Below are 24,377 nucleotides of genomic sequence, written 5' to 3'. Positions count from 1 at the left end.
CCGGTGCCGGTGGAGATGACCCGCCAGCGGTTCGAGGAGTTGGTGGCCGAGGCGCTGGACGAGATCCCGCCGGAGTTCGCCTCGGCGATGGACAACGTGGTGGTGCTGGTCGAGGACCGGAACCCGGACGAGCCGACGCTGCTGGGGCTGTACCACGGGGTGGCGCTGACCGAGCGGACCAGCGAGTACGGCGGGGTGCTGCCGGACCGGATCACGATCTACCGCGAGGCGCTGCTCGACGTGTGCGAGGACGAGGACCACGTGGTGGAGGAGGTCGCCGTCACCGTGGTGCACGAGATCGCGCACCACTTCGGCATCGACGACGCGACGCTGCACGAGCTGGGCTGGGGCTAGGCGGGGCCGGGCGGGGCGGGACGGGCAGCGGGGGACGTCGCGGCGCGACGCCCCCAACCGGTCACCCGATGCGGTAGGCCCGGATGGCGGTCTGCCCGAACGTGGCGCCGTCGGCGGTCTCGGCGGCGACGCGCAGGGACACCCACCCGGACGCCGGGTTGGGCACCGTTGCGACGCCGTCCACGACCGGCACCGCCGTCCAGGTCGCGCCGTCGTCGAACGAGGCGTCCACGGTGGTCGTGGCGAACGGTCGGTCGCGTCCAGCGGGACGGCGAACGGACCGGGGGGGCGCGTCGCCCGCGCGGTCCAGCCAGGGCGCGAACCGGACCACGCCCAGCGGCAGCGCCGTCGGGGTGGTGGTGGTCCCGGAGCGGAACGTCCAGCTCGCGCTCAGGGCGCTGCCGAACTCCAGCACCGGGTCGCGCTCGTAGGACGCCTCCACCCGGAACTCCGCCTCACCGGGCGCGACGTCGAACCGGCCGTAGCCGGCGTCCTCGGTCTCGCCGACGAGCACCCCGTCGCGGTGCAGGGCCGCGCGGGCGGACTTGCGCTGCGAGCTGCCGCAGTTGCCTTGGGCGTCGCCGAACAGGGGGGTCGGCCTCGTACTCGTGCTTGAGGAGCGTCTTGAGCGCGCCCTCGGGCGGGGCCTGGCCGACCTGCGCGAACCGCAGGCCCTCGCCGACCATCGACGTGCCGTAGCCGTACCGGACGCCGTCGAACCAGCGGTTCGTGTCGGTGGAGGCGTGGTCGAGCCTGGCCGACGGGTCGGGCAGGTCGATCTCCACCGGGGGCGTCGCCCTGAGGTCGGTGGTGACCGCGGCCGGGCCGGTCACCTCCAGGTCGGGCCGGACCACCGGGGCCGTGATGGACCCGCCGGGGCGGTAGAACGCCGTGCCCACCAGGTAGTGGCCGGCGGCAGCGCCACCGTCGTGGCCCCGGAGAGGGCCAGGTGGTGGTGGGTGCTGTTCGACATGCCCATGATCGAAATGGTGCCCTCGGTGTGCGGGGCGCCGAATGAGTCGTCCACCGCGCCGACCCGCGAGTCGCCGGTGACGGTCGCCGTGGCGGCGCCGCCCGCCGGGATCGCGACCTGGGCGGGGCTGACGGTGAACATGCCCGCGGGCGCGGTGGTCTCGACGGCCAGGTCGAGCCTGCCCGTGCCCTGCCGGTACGGCGTCAACGCCGGGTTGGGGTCGGTGGACGCCATCAGCGCCGCCTTGATCCGCTGCCCGCTCCAGCCGGGGTGCTGCTGCTTGAGCAGCGCGGCGGCCCCGGCCACGTGCGGCGCGGCCATCGAGGTGCCGGACATCGCCACGTGGCCCTCGTCGACGGGGGTCCCGAGCACGCCCGAACCCGACTTCGCCGCCACGATGTCGACGCCGGGCGCGGTGAGGTCGCGGTGCGCGCCGTCCACGCCGGTGTCCAGCACGGCGACCTCGACCCCGGCGCCCGGCCTGCCACGCGGCGGGCGCGCCGATCTGGGCGGTGCTGCGGTCGAGCGACGGCTTCCGCAGGCCGTCCAGCCACACCTTCTCCACGTCCGGGTCGGCCACGAGCGACTGGAAGACCTCACCCGCGCTCGCCTTGGGGCTGCGCGCCGCGAGGGAGCGGACCGCCGGGAAATCGGCGGTGACCCGCCAGCCCGGACGCGCGCCGGGCCGCCGCGCCGTCCCGGTGCGTCACGATCAGCGGCACCGAGTCCCGGCGCGCGTCGTCGCACCCGGCTTCCACCAGCGCGGTCACGTCGAACAGCCGCAGGTCCAGCTTCCCCGAGGCCACGGCCCGCGCCGCGTCGGCGGGGACCACCTGCGCGCGCCCGTGGTGCTCGTAGCGCTCCGCCCCGATCTCCTCGCGGCCGGGACCGGGGACCAGCGCCCGCACCTCGCCGCCCACCATCACGTGCGCTCTCTTCGTCGAAGCCCCACTCGGCACAGGCGTCGGGGCCTCGCGGGGCTGTCACTCCCCCAGCGGGTTGCTCCGGGCGGGCGCGGGTCGCCGAACCCCGTCGCCCGCCCCCGTCCAGGGCCCCTCAGGCGTCCAGCCGGAACTGCTGCGCGGCCGTCCCCGCGCAGGTCCTGATCCGCAGTTGGGCCTGGTCGGAGCCGTCCAGGCAGCGGCCCGACACCGGGTTGCGCAGGGTCCCGTCCGCCTGGGTCTCCCAGAGCTGCGACCCGGTCCCGTTGCAGTCCCACAGCTGCACCTGGGTGCCGTCGGCGGTGGCCCCGTGCCGCACGTCCAGGCACTTGCCGAGCGCGCGCACGGTCCGGTCGGCGGGCGCGTGCCAGCGCTGGGCGTCGCTGCCGTTGCACTCCCACAGCTGCACGGCGGTGCCGGACGCCGGGTCGGCGTTCGCGACGTCGGCGCACCGGGCGCCGGGCCCGGTGAGCGCGCCGGGCGGGAAGCGCCAGGCCACGCCGGAGCACGCGGAGAGCCGGGCGCCGGTGGCGTCCAGGCACGTGCCGGTGGCGCGGTTGGCCAGCTCGCCGGTGGTGCGCAGCACCCAGGTCTGCCCGGTGGAGCCGTCGCAGGCCACGAACGTCCCGGCCGGGCCGAGGCACCGGCCGAGCGCGCGGACGGTCCCGCCGGTCGGCGCGCTGACCTGCTGCGCGGCGGACCCGTCGCAGGCGGCGAGCCCGGCGGGCTGGGCGGACAGGCAGCGGCCGTCCGGCCCGGTGACCCGGCCGGTGGTCGGGTTGCCCGCGGCCGAGCCGGACAGCGCCACGGTGTGCGCCGAGGTGGTGGTCAGCGCCGGGGTGGTGACGGTGGTGGTGCGGGTGTTGGTGTTGTAGGACCAGGCCGTCTCGGGCAGGCGGACGCCGTCGACCACGACGGCCGTGGGGGCGGTCGTGCCCGCGAGCCTGAGCGTGTACGACCGGCTGCCCACCGCGCCGGGGTGGTTGCCGGAGCGCGCGCCCACGGTCAGCGTGCGGGTGGCGTCGCGCCAGCTCAGGGCGGTGGTGGCGGACGCGCCGGAGCGGTGGCCGAGGCCCTCGCCCTCGTCCTCGTACAGCGAGGTGGAGCCGTCGCCGCCGGAGCCGATGGTCAGGGTGAGCCGGGTCAGCGGCGACTCGCCCTGGTTGTGGACGTAGTCGGTGCGGGTGGTGAGGATGCCGCCGGACCGGACGAGGACGGGCATCTCGGTGGTCGGCGCGGTCAGGGTGACCTTCGCCGGGCCGGTGTGCCGGGCGCCGGTGAAGTAGTCCGTCCAGGTGCCCGGTGGGATCCAGGCGTTCACCGAGCCGGTGCCGGACGCGGAGTTCGGCGTGGTGATGGGGGCGACGAGGACGTCGTCGCCGAACAGGTACTGGGCGGGGTGGTTGTAGGCGTCCTCGTGGTCCGGGTAGTTCAGGTACATCGGCCGGGTGATCGGCACGCCGGTCTTGGCCGCCTGCCTGGCCAGCGAGTAGGTGTGCGGGACGAGCGCCTCGCGCAGCCGCAGGAACTTCAGGCCCGCCTCGGCGGCGGCGCCGGTGTAGTCCCACGGGAGCCGGTCGCCGTGGTCGGAGTGCAGCCGGTCGATCGGCTGGAACGCGCCGAGCTGCACCCAGCGCGCGTACAGGTCGTCGGCCAGGTGCTTGCCGTGGAAGCTGCCGATGTCGTGGCTGGTGTTGGACAGGCCCGCCGCCGCAGCGTCCGGGGTGAAGCGCGCGGCGAACGCGAGCAGCTCCCACGTGCCGGGGGTGTCGCCGGTGAAGTGCATCGTGTTGCGGCGCTCCGACCAGGGGCCGAGCGCGTAGTTGGACTGGATGCCGCCCTGCTCCGCGCCGCCGATCCGGGAGAAGGCGAAGCCGCGCAGCCCGCGCTCCTCGGCGTCCTTCGCGTACGCCTGGTTGATCAGGTTGTCGGCGGCGACCGCCTGGTCGGACGCCCTCGCCGCGCCGCAGCCGGTGCAGTAGTCCAGCCACCAGGCGCGCACGCCCTGGCGCTCGAACGGCTCGTGCAGGCCGAAGTAGGAGCGCAGGTGGGCGGGGTCGGACCAGTCCCAGGTGTAGCGGGTGCCGCCCTCGTGGTCGAGCCCGCCCGCGACGCGGTTCGCCTCGGCGAAGGCCGGGTCGTCGCTCTCGATCGCCGGGTGCACGTTGAGGGAGACGTCGAGCCCCTGCTGCTCGGTCCACGTCAGGAAGCCGTCGGGGTCGGGGAACAGGGTCCGGTCCCAGTTCCAGCCGTCCCACTTGGCCGGGGACTTCCAGTCGGTGTCGACCACGAGCCAGTCGATCGGGGCGAAGTTCGCGCGGAACGCGGGCAGCAGGGTGTTGCGGTAGTCCGCGTCCGAGTAGGCGTGGTAGCGGGAGTACCAGACGCCGTAGGCCGAGCGCGGCAGCAGCGCGGAGTCGCCGGTCAGCGCGTTCAGGTCGCCGAGGGCGCGCTTGTGGTCCTTGCCGTACCCGAACAGGTAGCCGTCCTGGTAGGGCTGGTCGCCGTGGCTCGGGCGGGGCCCGGTGGACAGCGGGGTGCGGGTGTCGTCGAGCAGGTACCAGCCGCCCCGGTTGAGGACGCCGGGGTTCAGCGCGACGGGCACGGTCCTCGGGTTGTCCAGCGACCTGGCCCAGCCGCCCAGGGTGCTCTTCGGGCCCGCGCCGTACGCGGTGGTGAGCAGGGTGGTGTCGGCGGCGGGGTGCGTGGCGCCGACGGGGGTGAGGGCGACGGTGTCCAGGTTGACGTTGCCGGTGGCGCCGCCCTCCTGCGCGAGGCGCAGGGTGCGGGAGCCCGCGCCGACCGTGATCCGGACCGACGCGGTGGACCAGGTGTCCCAGGAGCCGGTGACCGGGAGCGTGATGGTCGGGCCGGGCGTGCCGTCGACCGAGGTCGCGAGGGTGCGGGTGACCTGCTGGCCGTCGCCGCCGACCGCGTTGGCGTAGCGCACGGACAGGTCGTAGGTCCCGGCGCCGGGGATGCCGGAGACGCGGTGGGTCAGGCTCGCGCCCGCGCCGGTGAAGCCCGCGAGGAACCCGGAGCCGGAGTGGCCGACGTGGTCGTAGGCGGCCGAGGCGGTGCCGCCGAACAGGCCGTTCTCCGCCTCGCAGGCCGTGCCGAACGCGCAGTGGGACGGGAAGGCGGGCGCGCCCGTGCCCGCCGAGGTCTGGACGGTGGTGTTGGCGGCGGTGAACGGGCCGCTGCCGCGCTTGTAGCGCAGGGTCAGGGCCGAGGTGCGGATCTCGCGGTACTCGCCGGAGACGGTCGTCGTGTACTGCGGGGTCGGGAAGTCCCGGTTCAGCGCGTTGAACGTGGTCGCGTCGGTGAACGCGCCGTCGCCCGCGTGCTCCAGGCGGATGAGGGTGGGGCTGAGCACCTGGAAGCGGGCGTTGCCGTCGACGACCGTGCCGGTCGCGGCTTCGGCTGTCGGCGGGTCCAGCGCGGCTGTGCCCGCGAGGGCTGTGCCGAGCGCCAGGAGTGCGGCGAGGAGCGGACGCGGCATGGTGGGTGCCCCCAGGGGTTCGTCGGTGAACCGGCTCAGGTCGCTTCCGAACCTGGCCGTTGTCCGCCGGACAGCGCCAGCCCCTGGGCGGCGGAACGCTTCGGGACATTTGCGGGAGCGCTCTCACGGAATGTCCCGACCGGACGGGACGGGCGACCGATTCCCGTTCGGGTGGAAGACCGAGGGGGTGGCGTGCCGGCCCGGTCGGGTGGTGGTGACACGATGACGCGATGACGGAAAGCAACAACGTGATCACCGGGCGCGACGTGTTCGCCACCCTGCACACCTCGGCGGGGGACGTCCGGATCAAGCTGTTCCCCCAGCACGCCCCGCAGACCGTGGCGAACTTCGTGGAGCTGGCCGAGGGCAGGCGCGAGTACACGGACCCCAGGACCGGCGAGCGGACAACAGCGCCGCTGTACGACGGCACGGTGTTCCACCGGGTCATCTCCGGCTTCATGATCCAGGGCGGCGACCCGCTGGGCACCGGGACGGGTGGTCCCGGCTACACGTTCGGGGACGAGTTCCACCCGGACCTGTCGTTCACCAAGCCCTACCTGCTGGCCATGGCCAACGCCGGGCCGGGCACGAACGGGTCGCAGTTCTTCGTGACGGTCAACGCGACCTCGTGGCTGAACTTCAAGCACACGATCTTCGGCGAGGTCGCGGACAGCGCGTCGCGCGGCGTCGTGGACCGGATCTCGCTCACCGAGACCGGGCCGCAGGACCGGCCGGTCGACGACGTGGTGATCGAGAAGGTCACGATCGAGCGGGACTGAGGTCGGCGTTCCGACGTTCGGGGCCGGGCGCGAGACCCGGCCCCGAACGCTCAGCGGTCGAACCGCCCCAGCGCGGCGGCGGTGCGGAACCGCTGGAACTCGTCGGTGGTGAACGTCAACCGGCCGGACTCGGGGGCCTTGCTGTCGCGGAACAGGGCGGAGCCCCGGTCGTGCGCGACCTCAACGCAGTTGCTCGCCCCAGCACCCGACCTGCTGCTCTTCCGCCAGGTGTTCATCGCCTCTCAAGTACCTCAATCTTGGTTCGGATCAGCTCGGCCGTCGCGCTCTCCGACAACGCGACGGACTCCAGCTCATTCATCATGTGGACGTAGCGCCCCACTGCCTCTTCATCCTCCACCCACGCACCACCGCCCGCGTGATCCAGGAAGACGACGGGCGGGTCTTCCGGGTCGCCGAAGTCCAGGACGGTCACGCCGCCGGACATGGCCCCGTAGGCGCCCACGCTGAGCGGCACGACGTGGATGGCGATGTTGTCGCGCTCGCCGAGTTCGAGCAGGTGCCGGAGCTGCCCGAGGAGGACGGGGACGCCGCCGATCTCGCGGCTGAGCACCGATTCGTCCATGAAGGCGCGGACCCGGATCGGGTTGTCGCCACCCAGGAGCCGCTGGCGCTCCAGGCGGGCTTTCACGTACTCCTCGGCCTCGACGGCTTCTTCCAGGTAGGGGGAGGCGGCCGGGTGCTGGAGGGCGCGGGCGTAGTCGGCGGTCTGCAACTGGCCGAAGACGAGGTGGGGTTCCAGCGAGTCGACCGCGGTCGCCTCGGCCTCCGCCTGGAGGAAGTTGCGGAAGGCGCTGGAGCTGCGGGCCGGGAAGCGGATCTTGGTCGCGTCGTCCTTGGCGTCCTCCCAGAGCTGGACGGCCTTGGCGCGCTCGTCCTCGGAGGCCCCGTAGTACCCGAGCACGGCCTGCAACTCGGCCCGGCGGCACCTCGTGTGCCCGCTCTCGGTCCGGTTGACGGTGGGCCGCGAGATGCCGAGCAGGTCGGCGACGTCGTCCGGCGTGCGACCCGCCTTCTTCCGCAGTTCTTGCAGGTAGAGGCCCAGCTTTCGGCGGCGCCTGGTCTGCGTGTTCGCCATGGGGCGCAACTCTATGGGGCATTCGATCATTCCGATATCACTCGATCGGGAGCATGACTAAGTGCACGTGCGCCGATAACGTGCTTCGCGTCGGTGGGATCGCGTCTCCGACGAAGCGCAGCGGACCTCCCGGGGTTCCGCGCCCGCGGTCCCACCGGCCCCGAGCTCCCCGACCGGAAGGCCGAAACCCGTGATCCTCACAGGCGGAACCCACATGTCCACGTACATCAAGGTCGAGGACGGCGCGACGATCGAGTGCGGCACGGTCGACGGCGAGGTCGAGCTGACCGTGGACCGGACCGTGGACCTGGTGCTGACCAGGGAGGCCGCCCGCCGGACCGTGGCCACCCTGACCGAGGCCCTGGCCGCGCTGGAGGCGCGAGGAGCGGCGGCGATCTGACGGCGGCGATCCGACGCCGTGGCCTCGCTGGGCGAGGTGGGGGAGGCCCGCGCGACGTTCGCGGCGGTGTCGGGTGGACGGCCCGCACGGCACGCCGGTGCTGGACCGGATAGCGAAGCTGCGCGAAGAACTGCCGCCGCCGGCGGTTCCGGGCAAGGGGCAGAAAACCGACGGGCGGTGGTTCGACGGGAACGGCGCGGTGCGCGACTCGGTCAGCGGGAAGGACGTGGACTCGGAGGAGGCGTGGCGCCTGCTCCGCGAGTCGGGCATCCCACTCCCACGGCCACCGGTGGTGGCGCACGCCGAGATGAAGGTGGCCGCCGCGATGCGCCGCCTCAACGTGCGACACGCCGTTCTGGTCATCACCAACGTGCCCTGTGACGAGAGGTGGAGCTGTGAGAACCTCCTCCCCGCCGTTCTGCCGGTCGGTTGCTCGCTGAGCGTCCACGGACCGGGTTACCAGCGCACTTTCCACGGGAGGACACCGAAGTGGTGACGAGGTTGCGGATCAGCCACCAGCGCGGCAAGCCGATCCTCGCGGCCAGCGTGGCCGAGCTGGACGCGGCCATCGACCTGATCAGCGGCGACTCGGCCCGGCAGGAGTGCCCGTCGATGGTGGAGATCACCATCGAGGAGGACCCCTACGGGCACGCCTACATCGACGCGGGCATCGGCGTCGAACAGGGGTTCGTCCACCTCAACGGCCCCGACACCTACCGGACCACGGTCGGCGACCCGAACGCCGCCGGCACGGTGCTGTACGACTGCTGCGGCAACGGCGAGGACGTCCCCGCCCGCGAGGAGGTCCCCCTCGCGACCGTCCACGCCGTCCTGGCCGCCTTCCTCGCCCACGACGGCCTGATCCCCGACGACCACCCCGACCTGCACCTCTCCCCCACCGGCTGACGCCCCGCCGAGGCCCGCTTGACCGCCACCCTCCTCTCAGTGCACGCGGTGGCCAGGCGACCGGCTGCCCACCGCGCGGGAGGTCGTCGAGACCACCGCGATCAACCCCGACACCGTCCTGAGGGCCTACCGCGAGCTGGAGCGCGACGGGCTGGTCGAGGCGCGGCGCGGGCTCGGGACGTTCGTCTCCGCCTCGCTGGCCGGGCCGGACGACGGGGCGCTGCTGGGCGAGGTCGCCGACACCGGGATGAGCGTGCTGATGTCCTCGCATGTCCTGTCCGAGCCGGAGGGCGCGTGCGACCACCTGGTCCTGCTCGCCGACGGCCGGGTGCCGCTGTCGGGGCCGGTGGACGAGCTGCTGGACGCGCACCGGGTGCTGGTCGGGTCCGCCGGGCTGGACCTGCGCGCGGCCGTCGCTGGAGGACCTGGCGCTGGGCTACCCGCGCACGTCGCGGGCGGTGGCGGCGTGACCTGGTTGGCGTGGCGGCGGGTGGGGGCGAGCGCGAACGCCGTCTACGGCCTCCTGACGCTGCTGCTGCGCCGGTACTACGCCCCGCCGCTGGTGGTCCCGGAGGAGCAGCCGCCGGGGCAGGTCTGGCCGGTGGGCCACCGGCAGTACGACGACCTGGTGGACGGCGAGGTGCTCGGCAGGGTCCTGGTCAGCCACCACCCGGACTCGCGGTTCTGGCCGTTCCAGTTCGTGGAGCTGGGCCTGTTCCTGGTGCTGGCGGCCGTGCTGCTGGCGGTGGGCCGGAGGGTCGTGGACCGCGGGCCGCGGTGAGGACGCGGTCGGGCCCGGCCGGGGGGTCGGGCCCGACGAGGGGCGGGCCCGACCGGGCGGGTCAGCCCGCCACGTCCACGCCGGTCCACGAGGTGCAGACCCAGCCGTCGCCGACCCGCTCCAGCTCCACCCGCCCGGTGTTGGGCAGCAGCCCGGCGGCCATCAGGGCCGGGGTCACGTTGGTCGCCAGGGCCAGCGCCGCCATGCGCAGCGAGGCGCCGTGGCTGACCAGCACCACCACGTCGTCCTCCGCGCGCCCGGCGGTGACCTCCTCCACGGCCGCCAGGTACCGGTCCAGGACCTGCCTGCCGGACTCGCCGCCGGGCAGCGGCACGTCCAGGTCGCCCTCGGCCCACGAGCGCACGGTCCGCATGAAGGTCCCGTACGCCTCGCGGTCGCTGCGGCCCTCCAGCTCGCCGCAGAAGATCTCCTGCACGCCGTCCACGACCCGGACCTCCAGGCCGTGCGCCGCCGCGACGGGCGCAGCGGTCTGCTGGGCCCGCACCGCGACGCTCGCGTGCACGGCGGTGACCGGCACGTCCGCCAGGTCCCGCGCCAGCGCCTCCGCCTGGGCCCGACCGGCCTCGGTGAGCGGCGGGCCCGGCGGCAGGCTGTCCAGCGCCATCGCCACGTTCGACGCCGTCTCGCCGTGCCTGACCAGCAACAACCTCACGCGCCCCTGCCCTCCCTGATCGCCACGACCCACTCGGCCGCAGCCACGAAATCCGCGTTCTCCGCCACCACGTCCTCGCGCACGGCCTTCGGGTAGGAGCCGAGGAACCGGGTGTCCGGGCAGTGCCTGCGCAGCGCGGCCAGCGCGTCCCCCACCCTCGGCTCGGCGACGTGGCCGTCGAAGTCGATGTAGAACCGGTACTCCCCGAGCGGGCCCTTGGTGGGCCGGGACTCGATCCTGGTCAGGTTGACGCCGCGCAGCGCGAACTCGACCAGCACGTCCGACAGCACGCCCACCCGGTCCGGCGCGGTCACCACGACCGAGGTGCGGTCGGAGCCGGTGGGCTCGGGCAGGGCTCCGGGCCCGCGCAGCAGCAGGAACCTGGTCTTGGCGTCGCGCACGTCCGCGAGGTCGGTCGCCGCGACCTCCAGCGGGTAGTGCTCGGCCGCCACGGGCGCGGTCACCGCCGCGTCGTGCTCGCCGCGCTGCACCGCGACGGCCGCCGCCGCCGTGGAGGTCGCGGCCACCGCGACGGCGTCGGGCAGGTTCGCGGCGAGCCAGTGCCGCACCTGGGCGAGCGCGTGCGGGTGGCTGGCGACGGTGCGGACCGGTCCACCACCCGGACGGACCAGCAGGCTGAACCTGACCGCGAGGACGGTCTCGGCGACGGCGATCAGGGGGGCGCCCTCGGCGAGCGCGTCCATGGTCGCGGGGACGGCGCCCTCGACGGAGTTCTCCACCGGCACGCAGGCGAGTTCGGCCTCACCCGTGCGGGCGGCTTCCAGGGCTGCTGGAATGGTCTCGCGGGGTTCCAGGTCCGAGCCGAAGCCGCGCGCGGCCTGCTCGGTGAAGGTTCCCCTGGGGCCGAAGTAGGCGATGCGTGGCACGGGCGCAACCATACGAGCAGCACACATGGTGATCGCCGTTGAGGCGAGGATCACCCGCGCGGCGGGTGCCCGCCCCTGTTCCGCACAGCGCATCTCTCCTGGAATGCTTGTCCACGTGGCCGCCGATACGGAGGGTGAGATCAACGCTCCGGTTGTAGTTCCCCGTCTGGTGCTGTGCGCCGTAGATGAACCGCTCACGAGGGCCTGGGCCGGTGTGGCCGACGGCCGAACAGGGGTGGTGGTGCACCGCGGTTCGGTGCTCGACATCGTCGCCGAGGCCGTGGTCAGCTTCGGGAACTCGTCCGGCTGGTTGCGGACCGGCGTGGACGAGTTGTACGCGCGGGCCTTCCCCCACGTGGAGGACCAGGTGCGGCGGGCGGTGCTGGCGCTGCACGGGGGCGAGCTCCCGGTCGGGGAGGCGCTGGCCGTGCCGACCTGCGAGCCCCAGCCCGAGTGGCTCGTCAGCGCGCCGACCAGGCGCGTGCTGGGCGAGCGCTTGCCGGACGACAGCGTGCACCCGTACCTCGCGGCGCGCGCGGTCCTCCGGCTGTGGCAGACCGGGCGGCTCGACGACGGCAGGCTCCTGCGCGACGTCGTGCGCACGATCGCCATGCCGGGACTGGGAACCGGAGTCGACGGAGTGTCGCCGTGGACCTGCGCACGTCAGGTCGCGGCTGCCTGGGACGAGGTGTTCAGCCCGATCCCCAGGCGCTAGGAGTTGTCCACAGGTCTGTGGAGAACTTGCCCACAGCCTGTGGACAACCCGGCGGACCGGGTCAGCGCGGCGCCACCCAGCGCTCCAGGTCCAGCTCGTCGACGATGGGAATCCCGTAGTCGCCGACCGACGGGATCTCCGGCTTCACCCGGCGCGACTCGCGCACCGCGTCCGAGCGCAGCGACGTGAGCCGGAAGCCGCGCCGCTGGTAGAACCGCAACGCGTCCAGGTTGTCGTTGGTGGTCGTGAGCCTGATCCGGTTGCACCCGAGCTGCCGCGCGCGGTGCACCACCGCCTCCAGCAGTGCGGTGCCGACCCCCCGGCCGCGCCGCAGGGCGTCGATGGTCACGATCTCCAGCAGGTTGTCGTTGGTCGTGTAGGTGAGCAGGCCCAGAACCTGGTCTTGCTGCTCCACCAGGAATCCGGGCAGACTGGCCGGGAAGAACACCTGTCCGTGGGCCACGGAGGTGTGCGTCCCCCATAACTCCAGCACCAGACGGCCGACCACGATCCGGTCGGCTTCCTCGATCGCGCGAACCAGCATCCCTGAACTGTCCCGAGCACCGGCTGCAGTGGGTACCGGCATCCGACCTATGGTTGATTCGTGACCATCCGGGTACTGCTGGTCGACGACCACGAGGTGGTCCGCAGGGGGCTCCGCGAACTGCTGGAGGACGAGGCCGACCTGAAGGTCGTCGCCGAGGCCGGCGGCGTTCGGGAGGCGGTCGTGCGGGCGCAGGCGAGCAAACCAGACGTAGCCGTAGTCGACATGAGGCTGCCCGACGGCACCGGTGTCGAGCTGTGCGGGAAGCTCCAGGACCTGCCCGGCGGGCCGAGGTGCCTGGTGCTGACGGCGTTCGAGGACGACGAGGCGCTCGTCGGGGCGATCACGGCGGGGGCGTCCGGCTACCTGCTCAAGCAGGTGCGGGGCCAGGACCTCGTGCACGCGGTGCGGGAGGTGGCGGCCGGGCGGTCGCTGCTGGACCCGGTGACGACCTCGCGCGTGCTGGAGCGGATGCGCAAGCCGCAGGAGCCGGACGAGCTGGCCACGCTGACCGAGCAGGAGCGGCGGGTGCTGTCGCTCATCGGCGAGGGCCTGTCGAACCGGCAGATCGCCGAGCGGCTGTTCGTGGCGGAGAAGACGGTGAAGAACCACGTGACGGCGGTGCTGTCGAAGCTCGGCATGGAGCGCCGGACGCAGGCAGCCGCGTGGGTGGCCCGCCGGGGCCGGTGACCGACTCCGGTCGGCCCCGGCGGTCAGCCCGACCGGCCCGCCCCGACCGGGTGAGGCGACGCGGCTGACGGCCCCCGCAGCGGGGTCCAGTCGGCCGCAGGAGCGCCGGAGCCGGGCGGGGTGGTGGGTCGTGTCCGATTCGGGGGGCGGGGCGCTGAGGCGGGGTCGCGGGGACGGGTCGCCGGGCGGGCGCCGCAGCCGCGTCCCCGACCGCCGTCAGGCGAGGGGCACGTGCCAGCGGATCGTGGTGCCGGTCGACGGCGACGAGCTGATCTCGCAGCCGCCGCCCATCGCGAGCGCCCGCTCCTCCAGGTGCCTCAGGCCGCGCTTCTCCACCCCGTCCGGAATGCCGCACCCGTCGTCGCTCACCTCCAGCGCGAGCCGCTCGGCGTCCTTGTCGACGGTGATGCCCACCCAGCCCGCGCCCGCGTGCCGCACGACGTTGGCCAGCGCCTCCCGCAGCGCGGCCCGCGCCTGGTCGGCCAGCGCGGGCGCCAGGTCCAGGAAGTGGCCGACGATGCGCACGTCCGGCCGGAACCCCAGCAGCTCCCCCGCCGTGCGGGCCTCGGAGCGCACCGAGTCGACCAGGTCGGTGTGCGCGAGCTGCTCCGGCATGGTGCCGCGCAGGGCGCGCACGGTGGCCCGCACCTCGGCGATCGTCTCGTCGAGCTGGTCGACGGCGTCGGCCAGCCGCTTGGCCTCGCGGCCCTCCAGCTTGAGCTTGCGGTCCAGCAGGTCCAGCTGCACGCCGGTCGCGAACAGCCGCTGGATCACCACGTCGTGCAGGTCGCGGGCGATGCGCTCGCGCTCCTGGTAGACGGCGACGCGCTGGCGGGCCGTGGTGCCCTCGGCGAGCACGACGGCGAGCCCGGCGTGCGCGGCGAACGCGGTGAGCACGTCGACGGTGTCCGGGCTGAACGGGGCCGAACCGCGCCTGCGGTACACCGCGAGCGCGCCGATGCGCCGCTCCTTCGTGCCGAACGGGGCGACCGCGAACGGGCCGTAGCCGCGCAGCGGCTTCGGCACGAACGGGGCGGTCCTCGGGTCGCTGACCAGGTCGGCGGCGACCACCGGGATGCCGGTGCGGGCGGCGCGGGCGGCCGAGGAGCGGCTGGACACCACGATGCCGACCGGTTCCGGACCGGCCGAGGACGCCTCCACGGTCAGCGTGCCGTCGTCGGCGGAGATCATCGACAGGCCGAGGTCGGCGCCCGCGAGCTCGGCGGCGTGCCGGACCACCAGCGGCAGGACCGCGTCCGGGTCGTCGCCCTCCAGCGCCAGCGAGGTGATCTCGGTGGAGGCGGCCAGGACGCGGGCCGGGTCGACGGCGGTCACCGGGCGGGCCGCATCGACAGGACCAGGTCGGCGTGCCTGGTCTCCTCGGGCCGGTGCGTGATGTGGACCACGGTCTTCCCCTTCAGCGCCACGTCGAGCCGGTCGAGCAGGGCCTCGGCCGTGGGGCGGTCCAGGTGCGCGGTCGGCTCGTCGAGCAGCACCAGGTCGGCGTCGTGCAGCAGCGCCCTGGCCAGCGCGACGCGCTGGGCCTCGCCGCCGGAGAGCAGCGTGGGGCCGATCATCGTGTCGAGCCGGTCGACCCACTCCGGCAGCCCGGCGGTGACCAGGGCCTCGCGGAGCCGGTCGTCGTCCGCGTGCGCGTCGCCGAGCTTGAGGTTCTCCCTGAGCGTGGTGGACACCAGCATCGGCTCCTGCGGGCACCAGGCGACGCGCTCGGGGCGGCTGACCCGGCCGCGCTCGGGCTCCAGGAAGCCCAGGAGCAGCGCGAACAGCGTGGACTTGCCCGCGCCGGACGGGCCGACGACGGCGATCCGCTCGCCGACGCCGGGGGTCAGGGTGAAGTCCCGGAGCACGGGTTCGGCCGCACCGGGCCAGCGGACGTCCACGTTCTCCAGCTTGGCGGGTCCGGTCCCCGGCCTCACCTCGGGGTGCCGCTCGGTGACGCGGCCGTAGGCCTCGCGCAGCGCGGCGCGGTGCTGGGCGGCGGCGGGCAGCGTGCTCAGCGTCTCGACCAGCGCCAGCGGCACCAGGCCCAGCACGGGGACGAGCAGCGGGTTGACGTCGCCTGCCAGCGCGGTGCACACGACGGCGGCCAGGCCGGTGGCGAGGGTGATCAGGCCGGTGGCCGCGCCCGCGCCGAACGCCTGGCGGCGGGTCTGCCGCGCCAGCTCGGCGTCGACGGCGGCGAGCCCGGCCCGGTAGCGGCCCTCGGCGCGGAACGCGATCAGGTCGGGGGCGGCGGTGAGCAGGGTCAGCACGTCCTCGGAGACCCGGCGGCGGCCCCTGGCCAGGGCGGTGGTGGCGCGGCGGTCGAGCGCGGCGGCCAGCAGCGGCGCGGCGAGCCCGCCGACCAGCAGGAGCACCGCCAGCGCGAGACCGGCGACCGGCTGGATGGCGGTGAGCAGGACCACGGCGGCCAGGCCGACCCCCGCGGCGGCCAGCGGCGGCTGGAGCACCCTGGGCACCAGGTCGCGGACCGTGTCGGTGTCGTCCACCAGCCGGGTCAGCTCGGCCCGGCCGGGGCGCAGGTTGCGCCACATGTCGATGCGCAGCGCGTCGGCGAACCGGAACGCGGCGTCGTGCGTGACGAGCCGCTCCAGGTAGCGCAGCACGCCCTTGGCCAGCGCGCAGGCCCGCACGCCCACGGTGATCACGGACAGGGTGAGGATCGGCGGCTGGGTGGAGGCCTTGGCGATCAGGTAGGCCGACAGGGCGGTGAGGGCGACGCCGCTGAGCAGCGCGGCCGTGCCGATCGCGGCGCCGCCGAGCAGCAGGCGGGTGGGGCGCGGGGTGCGCGGGGTGGTGGGCTCGCGGTCGGCGGCGCGCACGGCGGTGGTGTCGTCGTCGGTGTCGGCGGCCTCGGCGAGCCGGTGGGTGGCCAGCACGACGGCGGCCCCGCCCTCGGCGGCGGCGGTGATCGCGGCCATGACCTTGGCGGCGGTGGCCGGGTCGAGGTGGGCGGTCGGCTCGTCGAGCAGCAGCACGTCCGCGCCGGTGCTCAGCGCCCGCGCCACGGCGACGCGCTGCCGCTCGCCGGTGGACAGCTCGGCGACCGGCCGGTCGACCAGGTGCTCGGCGGCGACCCGCCGCAGCACCTCGTGGTCGACGCGCCCGGTGGTCAGCTCCAGCTCCTCGGCGACGGTGCGGGCGGCGAACGCGGGCCGCTGCGGCACCCAGGCGACGCTGCCGCGCACCCGGACCTCGCCGGAGGTGGGGGCGAGGAAGCCGAGGAGGGCGGCGATGGTGGTGGACTTGCCGCGCCCGCTGGGGGCGTCCAGGTGGTGCACCTGCCCCGGCCGGACGGTGAAGCTGAGCCCGTCGGGGGCGAACCCGCCGCGCCGCTCGACGCGCAGGTCGCGCACCTCCACGCCGGTCTCGCCTGCCTCGGGGACGGTGACCTCCGCCCGCGGGGAGTCCACGACCTCGGCGACCCGGCGGACCGCCTCCAGGCCATCCTCGCTGGCGTGGTGGGCGGCGCCCGCGTTGCGCAGCGGCAGGTAGCAGTCGGGGGCCAGGATCAGCACGATCAGGCCGGTCGCCAGGCTCATGTCCCCGTAGACCAGGCGCACGCCGATGCCGACCGCGATGAGCGCGACCGACAGCGACGCGGCGATCTCCAGCACCAGCGCGGACAGGAACGCCACGCGCAGCGTGCCCATGGTGGCCCTGCGGTGGGCGTCGCCGGTGCGGCGGACCGCCTCGGCCTGGGCCTGGGCGCGGCCGAACGCGGTGAGCACCGGGAGGGCGCGGACCAGCTCGTGCAGCCGGGCGGAGAGCTTCTCGGTGGTGGTCGCGACCGCGGCGACCTTCTGCTCGGTGAACTTGCCGATCAGGATGGCGAACATCGGGATCAGCGGGATGGTGATGGCGATCAGCACCGCGGAGGTGGGGTCGCTGATCAGGATCCACAGGCCCACGGCGGGCGGCACGACGGCCGTGGTCACCAGGGCGGGCAGGTATCGGGTGAAGTAGGCGTCGAGCGCGTCGAGCCCCTTGGTGGCCAGCGCGGTCAGCTCGGCCGGGCCGCGACCGGTGATCCACTCCGGGCCGTTGGCGAGCGAGCGGTCGAGCAGGGCGGCGCGCAGCTCCTCCTTGGCCCCGGCGGCGGCGCGGGCGGCGGCGGACTCGGTGGCCCAGGCGAGCAGGGCGCGGGCGAGCACGGTCGCGGCGATCGGCCACAGCAGCGGCGAGCCGCCCGCGACGAGGTCGGCGAGCGCGGTGCCGAGGGTGACCGCCTGCGCCACGAGCGCGACGGCCGTGCAGGCGGCGAGGAAGGCGCACAGGACCAGGGCCCGGCGCGCTGAACCGGACAGCTTCGGCAGCGCGCCGAGCGGGCCCCGCCCCGGCTTTTTCCTGGCGGGAAGGTCACCGGGGAAGCTCACGGTTCCACGGTATGCCGAGGTGGGCCCGCGTGTGCGGGGCGACGGTCCCGGCCCGCGTGGGACCAAGGTCCCGGGACCCCGCCGGGCCCGCGCGCGGGGCGCAGAAGTGCGGAAGACCAGGAGAACCGGCGGGCTAACCTGCGGTGTGCCGCCCTCGGAGGAGTCCCCCATCCGCGTCTTCCTGAGCTACGCGCAGGACGACGACCACGTGCTCGGCTTCATCGGGCCGTTCACCCGCGCGCTGGAGCAGTTCGCCTTCTCCGACCGGGGCAGGCGCGTCGAGGTGTTCGTCGACCGCACCGACCTGGTGTGGGGCCAGGAGTGGCGCAGCGGCATCGACCAGGCGATCGACAGCGCGCCGGTGTTCCTGCCGCTGATCACCAACCTGTACTTCGACCGCCCGTACTGCCGCAAGGAGCTGCACCGCTTCCACAGCGAGGCCGACCGGCGGGGCGTGCCGTCGCTGCTGCTGCCGGTCGTGCTGCTCGGGCACCGGATGCTCACCCCCGACCACGAGGACCCGCTGGTGCGGGTGATCAGCGAGCGCCAGTACCGGGACCTGCGGGAGGCGATGCTGGAGGGCAGCGGGTCGGCGGTGTGGCGGCGGGCGGTGCTGGCGCTGGCGGGCGACCTGGTGGACGTGGTGGAGGAGGCCGAGCGGGTGCTGGCCACCGCTCCCCCGGCCCCGTCCGCCGACGAGGACCCGCTGCTGGGCGCGTTCCGCGAGCGGCACCGGGCGGTGGGGGCGCTGCTGGCCGAGGTGCGCACGGCGCTGTCGGCCGAGCTGGTGGCCGTCGAGCGGGCCTCGGTGCGCCCGTCGGTGGAGGCGCAGCGGACGGCGCTGGGCGTGGCCTCCGCGCTGCGGGTGCTCGGTGAGCGGTTCAGCGACGGGTGCCGGGACTACGAGGCGGCGGTGGCCGGGGCGCTGGCCCCGGAGCGGCGCGCGGGCGCGGCGGCGCTGGCCGACGAGGTGGCGGCGCTGTGGGCGGACGAGCGGGCGGTCTCGGACCTGCTCGACCGCTTCCGCCCGCTGGAGGAGGAGTACGCGCCGCTGCGGCACACGCTGCGGACGCTGCGACGCGGGTGCAAGTCGCTGCAGACGGCGCTGCTGCTGGTGGAGCGGGGAGCGGGCTGAGGACGGGGTGGGCTGAGGACGGGGTGGGCTGAGGACGGGGCGGGCGGAGGACGGGGCGGGCGGAGGACGGGGCGGTCATCGGGCGGGCAAGCCGTCGGGCGGGTCCGGAGACGGAACCGGCCCCGCCGCGTGCGCCGCGGGGCGGGGCCGGAGACCGGCGGTACCGGGGGTCGTGCGGGAGTGGCCGCGGGTACCGCGCGACCACCCCCTGCCGGGGTTGTGACGGCCGGGGTTACGACGGCACGTGCACGGGCGGGATGTTCTTGACGCCGATGCGCTTGCGGAACACCCAGTAGGTCCAGCCCTGGTAGACCAGCACGGCGGGCGCGCCGAAGGCGGACACCCAGGTCATGACGGTCAGCGTGTACGAGCTGGAGGACGCGTTCTCGATCGTCAGCGAGAACGCCGGGTCGACCGTGGACGGCAGCACGTTCGGGTACATGGCCCCGAACAGCGCGATCACCGTCGCCACGACCGCGACGCCCATCAGCGCGAACGCCTGCCCCTCGCGCCCCGCCCACAGCCGCGCCAGCGAGCCGACCGCCGCGAGCAGCACCACGACCGTGGCGCCCCAGGTGGCGGGGCCGCCGAACTCGAACTGCACCAGCAGCAGGGTCACCACCAGCGGCAGCAGCGCGACCGGGGCCATCTTGAGCACCAGCGCGCGGGCCCGCTCCCGGATCTCGCCCTCGGTCTTCAGCGCGGTGAACAACGCACCGTGGACCAGCGAGAACCCGGAGACGGCCAGGCCGCCGACGATCCCCTGCCAGGTGAGGTAGCTGAACGGCCCGCCGACCCGGTCGCCGATCTCGTCGATCGGGAGGCCGTGGACGTTCGTGGTGAGCACGAAGCCGATGCCGAACGAGGCGACCCAGGACGTGGAGATGATCACCCGGTCCCAGTTCTTGCGCCAGCGCTCGCTGTCGACCTTGCCCCGGTACTCGAAGGCCACGCCGCGCCCGATGAGCGCCACCAGGAACAGCAGCAGCGCGAGGAACGCGGTGCTGAACAGCGACGCGTACCAGAGCGGGAAGGCGGCGAACGTGGCCGCGCCCGCGACGATCAGCCAGACCTCGTTGCCGTCCCAGACCGGCCCGATCGTGTTGATCATGACCCGGCGCTCGGTGTTGTCCTTGCCCAGAACCGGCAGCAGCATCCCGACGCCGAAGTCGAAACCCTCCAGGAAGAGGAAGCCCAGCCAGAACAGGGCGATCACGCAGAACCAGAACGTCTCCACGTCAGCACCCCCTCTCAGTACGCGAACGCGAGGACGTCGTCATCGTCATCGCTCTTGTCGTCGGAGTCCTTGTCCTTGCCGTCGCCGGTCGGGGCCTTCACCGGCGGCATGACGCCGGCGACACCGCCCGCGACGTACTTCTTGAGGAGGAAGCCCTCCACGACCGCGAGCGCGCCGTACAGCAGGGTCAGCACGGTGACCGAGGTCAGCACCTCGCCGACCGTGTTGGCCGAGACCGCGCTGGCGGTGAACATCCAGACCCCGTCGACGCCCGTCGGGTTCGGCGCGACCACGAACGGCTGGCGCCCCATCTCCGTGAAGATCCAGCCGAAGCTGTTGCCCAGGAACGGGGTGGCGATGCTCAGCAGCATCAGCCGGGGGAACCACTTGCCGGTCGGCGCCTGCCTGCCGCCCCGGACCAGCCACAGCGCCACCGCGCCGACCAGCGCCGAGATCGCGCCGAAGCCGATCATCAGGCGGAAGCCCCAGTAGGTGACGGGCAGCATCGGCACGTAGTCGATCGGCTGGCCGGACAGCTCGCCGAGCCGCTCGTCGACCGGGTAGTTCTCGCCGTACTTGGCCTGGTACTCGGTCACCAGGTCCTGCACGCCCTTGACCTCGCTGGAGAAGTCGTTGTGCGCCAGGAAGGACAGCAGGGCCGGGACGGTGACGCTCTTGACCGACTCGCAGTCCGCGCGGCTCACGTCGCCGACCGCGAAGATCGAGAAGGCGGCGGGCTCCTCGGTGTGGCACAGCGCCTCGGCGGCGGCCATCTTCATGGGCTGCTGCTGGAACATCAGCTTGCCCTGGAAGTCGCCGGTGATCGCCAGGCCGACGAACGAGACGATGCCGACCCACGCGCCCAGCTTCACCGAGGCGCGCCACACGGGCTCCTCGTCGCTGCGCTTCCACAGGTGCCAGCAGGCGATGCCGACCAGGAACGCGGCGGCGACGGCGAACGCCCCGAAGATCACGTGCGGGAAGGCCGCGAGGGTGGTGTTGTTGGTGAGCACCTCGCCGATCGAGACCAGCTGCGGGCGGCCCTCGTCGGAGATGATCGTGCCGACCGGGTGCTGCATCCACGAGTTGGCGGCCAGGATGAAGTAGGCCGACAGCATCGTCGCGAGCGAGAACGCCCAGGCGCACGCCAGGTGCGCCTTCTTGGACAGCCGGTCCCAGCCGAAGATCCACAGCCCGAGGAACGTGGACTCGACGAAGAACGCCGCGAGGCCCTCCATCGCCAGCGGCGCGCCGAAGACGTCCCCGACGAAGCGCGAGTAGGCGCTCCAGTTCATGCCGAACTGGAACTCCTGGACGATGCCCGTCACGACGCCCATGGCGAAGTTGATCAGGAGCAGCTTGCCCCAGAACTTCGTCATGGCGAGGTACTTGCGGTCGCCCGTGCGCACCCACGCCGTCTGCATCGCCGCGACCAGCAGCGACAGACCGATCGTCAGCGGCACCATCAGGAAGTGGTAGACGGTGGTGATGCCGAATTGCCACCGCGACAGGTCGAGGACGTTCACACGGCGACCGTAGGTCGGCGTAGGGGTCGGACCTCAGGTGCCGTGGTCCCGCGGTGCCTGGGACCAAGGTCCTGGGATCGCTCAGCGCAGCGCGTCCGCGACCTGCTGCGCCGCCGCCACGACCTGGGGGCCGACCCGGTCGCCGACCAGTTCGTCGAGGGACACGACGCCGACGCTGGCCCGCAGCCCGTGCACCCCCCTGACGGGGGCCGCCACGCCGAACGCGCCGTGTTGCAGCTCGCCCGAGGAGACGGTCCACTGCGCCCCCTCGGTCGAGAGGCCGATCGCCCGGCCGGCGGCCCCGCGGTGCGCCGGGTGCCGACTGCCCACGCGGTAGGCGACGTGAAAAGCCGTCCACGACGGCTCCACCACGGCCACCGCCTGCGCCTCCGCCCCGTCCGCGACCGTCAGGTGCGCGGTGGCGCCCACCGCCTCGGCGAGCTCGCGCAGCGCGGGCTGCGCGGCGATGCGCAGCTGCGGCAGCACGTTGGCGGCCAGCCGCAGCACGCCAAGGCCCAGCCGGACCTTGGAGCCCTCGCGGCGGACCAGGCCGCGCGCCTGGAGCGGCACGAGCAGCCGGTAGACGGCCGCGCGGGACGCGCCGATGGCGGTGGCCAGCTCGCTGATGGTGGGCGCGTCGGACTCGGCGTCGGCGACGGCCTGGAGCAGCGCGAGGCCCCGCTCCAGGGTCAGCGAGCTCTCCTTCTGGTCGGCGCGCCCGGCCTCCGGTGACCGGCTCACGACTACCGCCCCTGGACCGGCGCGGCGGCCAGCACGGCGCCCACGACCTCGGCGAGGCCGACGACGGACCCGTCGGGGCCGGGGGCGGTGGCGGTGATGCGCACGGTGTCCCCGTCCTCCAGGAACGACCGCTCGGCGCCCGCGACCACCACCGGGTCGCGCCCGTTCCAGGTCAGCTCCAGGAACGAGCCGCGCTCGTCCACGCCGGGCCCGGAGACGGTGCCGGAGGCGATCAGGTCGCCGGGGCGCACCGGGGCGCCGTTGGACGACAGGTGGGCGAGCTGCTGGGCGAACGTCCAGGACATCTCGCGGAACGGCGGCCGGGAGACCACCTCGCCGTTCCACTCGACCTCCAGGGTCAGGTCGAGCCCCCACGGCCGCTCCTCCGCCAGGTGCGGCAGCACCGGGTTGGGCAGCGCGGGCGGGGCGACCCTGGCGGCGGAGAACGCCTCCAGCGGGGTGATCCAGGCCGACGCGCTGGTGGCGAACGACTTGGCCAGGAACGGGCCGAGCGGCTGGTACTCCCAGGCCTGCACGTCGCGCGCGGACCAGTCGTTGACCAGGACGACGCCGAGCACGTGGTCGGCGGCGCGGTCGGGGGTGAGCCGGGACTCGGGCGGCCCCCCGCACACGAAGCCCACCTCGGCCTCCACGTCCAGGCGGGCGCTGGGCTCGAAGACCGGGCCGCCCTCGGCGCGGCGCTGGCCGCGCGGGCGGACCACGGGCGTGCCGGACACGACGACCGTGCCCGCCCTGCCGTGGTAGCCGACCGGCAGGTGGGTCCAGTTGGGCAGCAGCGGGTCCCCGTCCGGCCGGAAGATCCGGCCGACGTTCTCCGCGTGGTGCCGGGACGAGTAGAAGTCGACGTAGTCGGCGACGGTGAACGGCAGGATCTCGCCGCCCAGGTCGGTGAGCGCCGCGCCGCGCGGGGCGGTGGGCGCGGTGACCAGGTCGACCAGCCTGGCCCTCAGCTCGCTCCACGCGGGACGGCCCGCGCGCAGCAGGGGGTCCAGGTCGGGCGCCGACACCAGGTCGGCCAGCCGCCCGAAGGACCCGGCGAGCGGGCGCAGCGGGAGCGCGCGGTCGCCCACCCGGACGGCCACGCCGTCCGGGGTGACGCCGTAGGGCAGCGTTTGCGGTCCGAACGGGTGGTCCGGCCCGAACGCCGGGTCCTCGATCCAGCTCACAGCAGGCCCAGCTCCTCCAGGTCGCGGATCGGGTCGGCCAGCGAGCACGAGCCGTAGGAGGCGAACACGCCGCGCACCGCGTGGGCGGCCTGGTCGGACAGCGCCTTGGCCTCGGCGGTGAGCGCCTCGGCGTCGGTGCTGGACAGCGCGGCGCGCACGTCCCCGCCGGACAGCGAGCGGGCGGTGGCGACCAGCAGGTTGAGGAACCCGTGGTGGGTGAACCCGGTCTCCGGGTCCTCGTGCCGCACCGCGTGGTGCAGGCCCGCGGTCGCCTTGAAGGCCACCCCGCCGCCACTGACGACGGCCAGGAAGTCGGCGACCTCGTCGACGCTCGGGAAGTTCTCCTTGCGCATCCCGCCGCAGCGCAGCTTGGGCCAGCTCCCGTGCTCGATGACGCGGCGCACCCCGTCGAGCCACTCGGCGCCGCCCCTGCGCGGTTCGACCACGCGGATGACGTCCTCGGGGACGAACTCCGAGACGCGCTCCAGCCACACCTCGTCCACGTCGGAGGGGGCGGGCATCTCGACCATGCGCAGCGCGAGCAGCTCGCTGCGCGATTCCACGATCGACACCGCCTTCGGGACCCCGCCGAGACCGGTGTCGATCACGAGCGACAGGGCGACCGGTTTGACCGGCTTCACCTTGATCAGCTCGGTGATCAGCTCGGCCAGCCGGGAGGCTGGGCACAGGAAGAGGTTCAGCGGTCCGGCCCAGTCGCCGGAGCGCGAGTCCAGGTAACCGCGCACGGCGTCGGCCATGGTCGCGTCGCCGGGAGGGAACAGCGCGGCGTCGTCCACCAGCCGCGCGAGCAGTGGTGGTGTGCCGCGAGGACCGGGCGCACGGAGTTCGAAGGCGCTTGACACGGCTGACACGCTAGTGGCGTACCGGTCAATGAACAAAGATGTCCGATTAT

At 73.9% G+C, this 24,377-nt stretch carries 26 protein-coding genes and 1 pseudogene; 10 read left to right on the top strand and 17 right to left on the bottom strand.

Going from position 1 to position 24,377, the window contains the following annotated elements; genetic code table 11:
* Positions 1 to 3: 3 nt before the first annotated feature.
* Positions 4 to 354: a metallopeptidase family protein gene (locus AMIR_RS00570; protein ID WP_012782746.1), complete on the top strand. Its 351-nt coding sequence runs from the start codon at positions 4 to 6 to the stop codon at positions 352 to 354.
* A gap of 61 nt (positions 355 to 415) precedes the next feature.
* Here AMIR_RS00570 and AMIR_RS00565 read toward each other — a convergent pair whose 3' ends face one another.
* The 5 genes from AMIR_RS00565 to AMIR_RS00550 form a co-directional block, all read right to left on the bottom strand.
* A complete protein-coding gene (locus AMIR_RS00565; RefSeq protein WP_041836493.1) occupies positions 416 to 868 on the bottom strand; it encodes a hypothetical protein in 453 nt (150 codons plus the stop codon).
* Positions 810 to 1,208, bottom strand: a complete 399-nt coding sequence (locus tag AMIR_RS38590; protein ID WP_143760598.1) for a hypothetical protein — start codon at positions 1,206 to 1,208, stop codon at positions 810 to 812. The genes AMIR_RS00565 and AMIR_RS38590 overlap by 59 nt, the downstream gene beginning before the upstream one ends.
* Entirely contained in the window at positions 1,184 to 1,783 is a 600-nt protein-coding gene (locus AMIR_RS41380) for a S8 family serine peptidase (protein ID WP_041836492.1), read from the bottom strand. The genes AMIR_RS38590 and AMIR_RS41380 overlap by 25 nt, the downstream gene beginning before the upstream one ends.
* A gap of 140 nt (positions 1,784 to 1,923) precedes the next feature.
* Positions 1,924 to 2,253, bottom strand: a complete 330-nt coding sequence (locus tag AMIR_RS41375; protein ID WP_041836491.1) for a hypothetical protein — start codon at positions 2,251 to 2,253, stop codon at positions 1,924 to 1,926.
* A 130-nt stretch (positions 2,254 to 2,383) separates the two neighbouring features.
* A complete protein-coding gene (locus tag AMIR_RS00550) occupies positions 2,384 to 5,770 on the bottom strand; it encodes a TIM-barrel domain-containing protein (RefSeq protein WP_012782745.1) in 3,387 nt (1,128 codons plus the stop codon).
* A gap of 230 nt (positions 5,771 to 6,000) precedes the next feature.
* Here AMIR_RS00550 and AMIR_RS00545 point away from each other — a divergent pair, with 230 nt between their 5' ends.
* Positions 6,001 to 6,549, top strand: a complete 549-nt coding sequence (locus tag AMIR_RS00545) for a peptidylprolyl isomerase (protein WP_012782744.1) — start codon at positions 6,001 to 6,003, stop codon at positions 6,547 to 6,549.
* 50 nt (positions 6,550 to 6,599) lie between these two features.
* Here AMIR_RS00545 and AMIR_RS00540 read toward each other — a convergent pair whose 3' ends face one another.
* Entirely contained in the window at positions 6,600 to 6,785 is a 186-nt protein-coding gene (locus AMIR_RS00540; RefSeq protein WP_012782743.1) for a DUF397 domain-containing protein, read from the bottom strand.
* Positions 6,782 to 7,645, bottom strand: coding sequence for a helix-turn-helix domain-containing protein (locus tag AMIR_RS00535; RefSeq protein ID WP_187313472.1), 864 nt, complete (start codon positions 7,643 to 7,645; stop codon positions 6,782 to 6,784). The genes AMIR_RS00540 and AMIR_RS00535 overlap by 4 nt, the downstream gene beginning before the upstream one ends.
* Before the next feature lie 214 nt (positions 7,646 to 7,859).
* On the opposite strand from AMIR_RS00535, the gene AMIR_RS00525 reads away from it, so the two are divergent.
* From AMIR_RS00525 to AMIR_RS00510, 5 genes and pseudogenes are all read left to right on the top strand, one after another.
* A complete protein-coding gene (locus AMIR_RS00525; RefSeq protein ID WP_012782741.1) occupies positions 7,860 to 8,045 on the top strand; it encodes a hypothetical protein in 186 nt (61 codons plus the stop codon).
* A gap of 73 nt (positions 8,046 to 8,118) precedes the next feature.
* On the top strand, positions 8,119 to 8,541 hold the full coding sequence (locus AMIR_RS00520) for a DddA-like double-stranded DNA deaminase toxin (RefSeq protein ID WP_012782740.1): 423 nt from the start codon (positions 8,119 to 8,121) through the stop codon (positions 8,539 to 8,541).
* Positions 8,538 to 8,951: an Imm1 family immunity protein gene (locus AMIR_RS00515; RefSeq protein WP_041837233.1), complete on the top strand. Its 414-nt coding sequence runs from the start codon at positions 8,538 to 8,540 to the stop codon at positions 8,949 to 8,951. Before AMIR_RS00520 ends, AMIR_RS00515 begins: the two co-directional genes overlap by 4 nt.
* A gap of 52 nt (positions 8,952 to 9,003) precedes the next feature.
* Positions 9,004 to 9,159 (top strand): annotated as a pseudogene (locus tag AMIR_RS42540) (GntR family transcriptional regulator); the annotation flags it as partial.
* Between the two features lie 51 nt (positions 9,160 to 9,210).
* Positions 9,211 to 9,732, top strand: a complete 522-nt coding sequence (locus AMIR_RS00510) for a hypothetical protein (protein ID WP_143760597.1) — start codon at positions 9,211 to 9,213, stop codon at positions 9,730 to 9,732.
* A gap of 61 nt (positions 9,733 to 9,793) precedes the next feature.
* Here the strand turns inward: AMIR_RS00510 and AMIR_RS00505 are convergent, their stop codons facing one another.
* A complete protein-coding gene (locus tag AMIR_RS00505; protein ID WP_012782738.1) occupies positions 9,794 to 10,405 on the bottom strand; it encodes a histidine phosphatase family protein in 612 nt (203 codons plus the stop codon).
* Positions 10,402 to 11,292, bottom strand: a complete 891-nt coding sequence (pheA, locus tag AMIR_RS00500; RefSeq protein WP_041836489.1) for a prephenate dehydratase — start codon at positions 11,290 to 11,292, stop codon at positions 10,402 to 10,404. The genes AMIR_RS00505 and pheA overlap by 4 nt, the downstream gene beginning before the upstream one ends.
* Positions 11,293 to 11,395: 103 nt before the next feature.
* Between pheA and AMIR_RS00495 the strand changes: the two genes are divergently transcribed.
* Complete coding sequence (locus AMIR_RS00495) at positions 11,396 to 12,007, top strand: macro domain-containing protein (protein WP_118948143.1); 612 nt, start codon at positions 11,396 to 11,398, stop codon at positions 12,005 to 12,007.
* Positions 12,008 to 12,068: 61 nt separating this feature from the next.
* Here the strand turns inward: AMIR_RS00495 and AMIR_RS00490 are convergent, their stop codons facing one another.
* Positions 12,069 to 12,551, bottom strand: a complete 483-nt coding sequence (locus AMIR_RS00490; protein ID WP_012782735.1) for a GNAT family N-acetyltransferase — start codon at positions 12,549 to 12,551, stop codon at positions 12,069 to 12,071.
* Between the two features lie 60 nt (positions 12,552 to 12,611).
* Here AMIR_RS00490 and AMIR_RS00485 point away from each other — a divergent pair, with 60 nt between their 5' ends.
* Positions 12,612 to 13,241, top strand: coding sequence for a response regulator (locus tag AMIR_RS00485; protein ID WP_012782734.1), 630 nt, complete (start codon positions 12,612 to 12,614; stop codon positions 13,239 to 13,241).
* Positions 13,242 to 13,457: 216 nt separating this feature from the next.
* On the opposite strand, the gene AMIR_RS00480 is transcribed toward AMIR_RS00485, so the two are convergent.
* Together AMIR_RS00480 and cydD are read right to left on the bottom strand one after the other, a co-directional pair.
* On the bottom strand, positions 13,458 to 14,576 hold the full coding sequence (locus AMIR_RS00480) for a GAF domain-containing sensor histidine kinase (protein WP_012782733.1): 1,119 nt from the start codon (positions 14,574 to 14,576) through the stop codon (positions 13,458 to 13,460).
* Positions 14,573 to 17,638 (bottom strand): thiol reductant ABC exporter subunit CydD, encoded by a 3,066-nt coding sequence (gene cydD, locus AMIR_RS00475; protein WP_012782732.1) that lies wholly within the window; start codon positions 17,636 to 17,638, stop codon positions 14,573 to 14,575. The genes AMIR_RS00480 and cydD overlap by 4 nt, the downstream gene beginning before the upstream one ends.
* A gap of 145 nt (positions 17,639 to 17,783) precedes the next feature.
* Between cydD and AMIR_RS00470 the strand changes: the two genes are divergently transcribed.
* Positions 17,784 to 18,773: a toll/interleukin-1 receptor domain-containing protein gene (locus tag AMIR_RS00470; RefSeq protein WP_041836487.1), complete on the top strand. Its 990-nt coding sequence runs from the start codon at positions 17,784 to 17,786 to the stop codon at positions 18,771 to 18,773.
* Positions 18,774 to 19,005: 232 nt separating this feature from the next.
* On the opposite strand, the gene cydB is transcribed toward AMIR_RS00470, so the two are convergent.
* From cydB to AMIR_RS00445, 5 genes are all read right to left on the bottom strand, one after another.
* Positions 19,006 to 20,010: a cytochrome d ubiquinol oxidase subunit II gene (cydB, locus tag AMIR_RS00465; protein ID WP_012782730.1), complete on the bottom strand. Its 1,005-nt coding sequence runs from the start codon at positions 20,008 to 20,010 to the stop codon at positions 19,006 to 19,008.
* 14 nt (positions 20,011 to 20,024) lie between these two features.
* Positions 20,025 to 21,536 (bottom strand): cytochrome ubiquinol oxidase subunit I, encoded by a 1,512-nt coding sequence (locus AMIR_RS00460; protein WP_012782729.1) that lies wholly within the window; start codon positions 21,534 to 21,536, stop codon positions 20,025 to 20,027.
* 81 nt (positions 21,537 to 21,617) lie between these two features.
* Positions 21,618 to 22,277 carry an IclR family transcriptional regulator gene (locus AMIR_RS00455; RefSeq protein WP_012782728.1) on the bottom strand — a complete coding sequence of 220 codons (660 nt, stop codon included), beginning with the start codon at positions 22,275 to 22,277 and terminating at the stop codon, positions 21,618 to 21,620.
* 2 nt (positions 22,278 to 22,279) lie between these two features.
* A complete protein-coding gene (locus AMIR_RS00450; RefSeq protein ID WP_012782727.1) occupies positions 22,280 to 23,464 on the bottom strand; it encodes a fumarylacetoacetate hydrolase family protein in 1,185 nt (394 codons plus the stop codon).
* On the bottom strand, positions 23,461 to 24,327 hold the full coding sequence (locus tag AMIR_RS00445; protein ID WP_269770681.1) for a hypothetical protein: 867 nt from the start codon (positions 24,325 to 24,327) through the stop codon (positions 23,461 to 23,463). The genes AMIR_RS00450 and AMIR_RS00445 overlap by 4 nt, the downstream gene beginning before the upstream one ends.
* Positions 24,328 to 24,377 lie beyond the last annotated feature (50 nt).

Source organism: Actinosynnema mirum DSM 43827 (assembly GCF_000023245.1).
GTDB lineage: Bacteria > Actinomycetota > Actinomycetes > Mycobacteriales > Pseudonocardiaceae > Actinosynnema > Actinosynnema mirum.
Note: the sequence above shows the minus strand (reverse complement) of the source record. Positions and strands in the feature narration are given on the sequence as shown.

Excerpts from the sequence above, each read along its gene's own strand:
- AMIR_RS00550 (WP_012782745.1), bottom strand. The coding sequence starts at position 5,770 with ATGCCGCGTCCGCTCCTCGCCGCACTCCTGGCGCTCGGCACAGCCCTC.
- AMIR_RS00545 (WP_012782744.1), top strand. The coding sequence starts at position 6,001 with ATGACGGAAAGCAACAACGTGATCACCGGGCGCGACGTGTTCGCCACC.
- AMIR_RS00540 (WP_012782743.1), bottom strand. The coding sequence starts at position 6,785 with ATGAACACCTGGCGGAAGAGCAGCAGGTCGGGTGCTGGGGCGAGCAAC.
- AMIR_RS00535 (WP_187313472.1), bottom strand. The coding sequence starts at position 7,645 with ATGGCGAACACGCAGACCAGGCGCCGCCGAAAGCTGGGCCTCTACCTG.
- AMIR_RS00525 (WP_012782741.1), top strand. The coding sequence starts at position 7,860 with ATGTCCACGTACATCAAGGTCGAGGACGGCGCGACGATCGAGTGCGGC.
- AMIR_RS00510 (WP_143760597.1), top strand. The coding sequence starts at position 9,211 with ATGTCCTCGCATGTCCTGTCCGAGCCGGAGGGCGCGTGCGACCACCTG.
- AMIR_RS00495 (WP_118948143.1), top strand. The coding sequence starts at position 11,396 with ATGCTTGTCCACGTGGCCGCCGATACGGAGGGTGAGATCAACGCTCCG.
- AMIR_RS00490 (WP_012782735.1), bottom strand. The coding sequence starts at position 12,551 with ATGCTGGTTCGCGCGATCGAGGAAGCCGACCGGATCGTGGTCGGCCGT.